The organism is Vibrio sp. 378 (assembly GCF_033339435.1).
This window is the reverse complement of sequence record NZ_JAWOUO010000204.1, coordinates 1-978: the sequence shown is the minus strand read 5'-3', so window position 1 is coordinate 978 and position 978 is coordinate 1. Positions and strand designations below refer to the sequence as shown.

Annotated in this window: 2 protein-coding genes; one reads left to right on the top strand and one right to left on the bottom strand. The window is 41.2% G+C overall.

The window, feature by feature from the left end; translation table 11 throughout:
* The first annotated feature begins 264 nt into the window (after window positions 1-264).
* On the top strand, window positions 265-537 hold the full coding sequence (locus R7Q48_RS25165) for a YnjH family protein (protein WP_005498191.1): 273 nt from the start codon (window positions 265-267) through the stop codon (window positions 535-537).
* Window positions 538-581: 44 nt separating this feature from the next.
* On the opposite strand, the gene R7Q48_RS25160 is transcribed toward R7Q48_RS25165, so the two are convergent.
* A complete protein-coding gene (locus R7Q48_RS25160; protein ID WP_005488152.1) occupies window positions 582-881 on the bottom strand; it encodes a YfcZ/YiiS family protein in 300 nt (99 codons plus the stop codon).
* Window positions 882-978: the final 97 nt, after the last annotated feature.

The window sequence follows — 978 nt, the reverse complement described above, 5'->3', positions numbered from 1 at the left end:
GCACTAGGAGACGAGCTAAATGCAATTAACGCGAGGGCGAAAGGGATGAAACGCATAACGATTACTTTCCAATAAAAAACGATAAAAGCATAACCTAAAGAGTCAGTGACGGCTATATCGGCCTGAGCTTAACTCGCCGTTGTTCGTAACGACGTGGAGGAATATCTGGGAATGAGAAGTAAGAACAAATTGCTAGAATATGAGATTCTGCCAAGAACCTGAAATACTTCCTTGCTAGTATTGTTCGGGCATAAGGGGATATTCATGAAGTTTAAAAGAGTTTCTATTTTTACTCTGAGCGCCATGGTCGCGCTATTGTCTGGTTCAGTTTTTGCCAAATCTTACAGTACGCCGGAGTCAAAGGCTTTGGTGGTTGCTGATGGTAAAATAGGCCAGCGAATTTGTTACTACGAAGATAAAGCCTATACCGCTGGTGCGGTAATCAAAGTCGATGATGTGCTTTTGGTGTGCTCTGATGAAAACGACTACGAAACCAATGGGTCGTTAAAGTGGGTCGTGTTGAAGCAAAAGAAGTGATTTAGATAAGAATAAAGCGAGCTCGTTGCTCGCTTTAAATTGAATTAACGCGCTAGAGAGCGAGTTTTCAGTTCAAAAATAAGCTTTTCTGCACTTACTTCAAACTTGAATCGAGCGGTTAGCTCTTTAGATTCTTCTGTCAGCTCTGACACATTGTATTCAACGCCAGCGCAGACTGATTTAGCTAGTTCGATGTATTTCGCTAACTCAGACTCTAATGCATCTTTAGTCTCTGCGAAAATCGTTACGTCAGCAACCTCGTCGCCTTCTTTGATGATGAAACCAATCTCACCAGCACAGCCACAAGCTTCACATACTTGGCTTTCTTCTAATTCGACACTCATAACGAATCCTCTTGTAAAAACTAAGGGTATTCTAGCAGGTATTTGATCTGTATCTACAAAAATGAGCAGTTTCGTATAAAAATACAACAGTATGTTG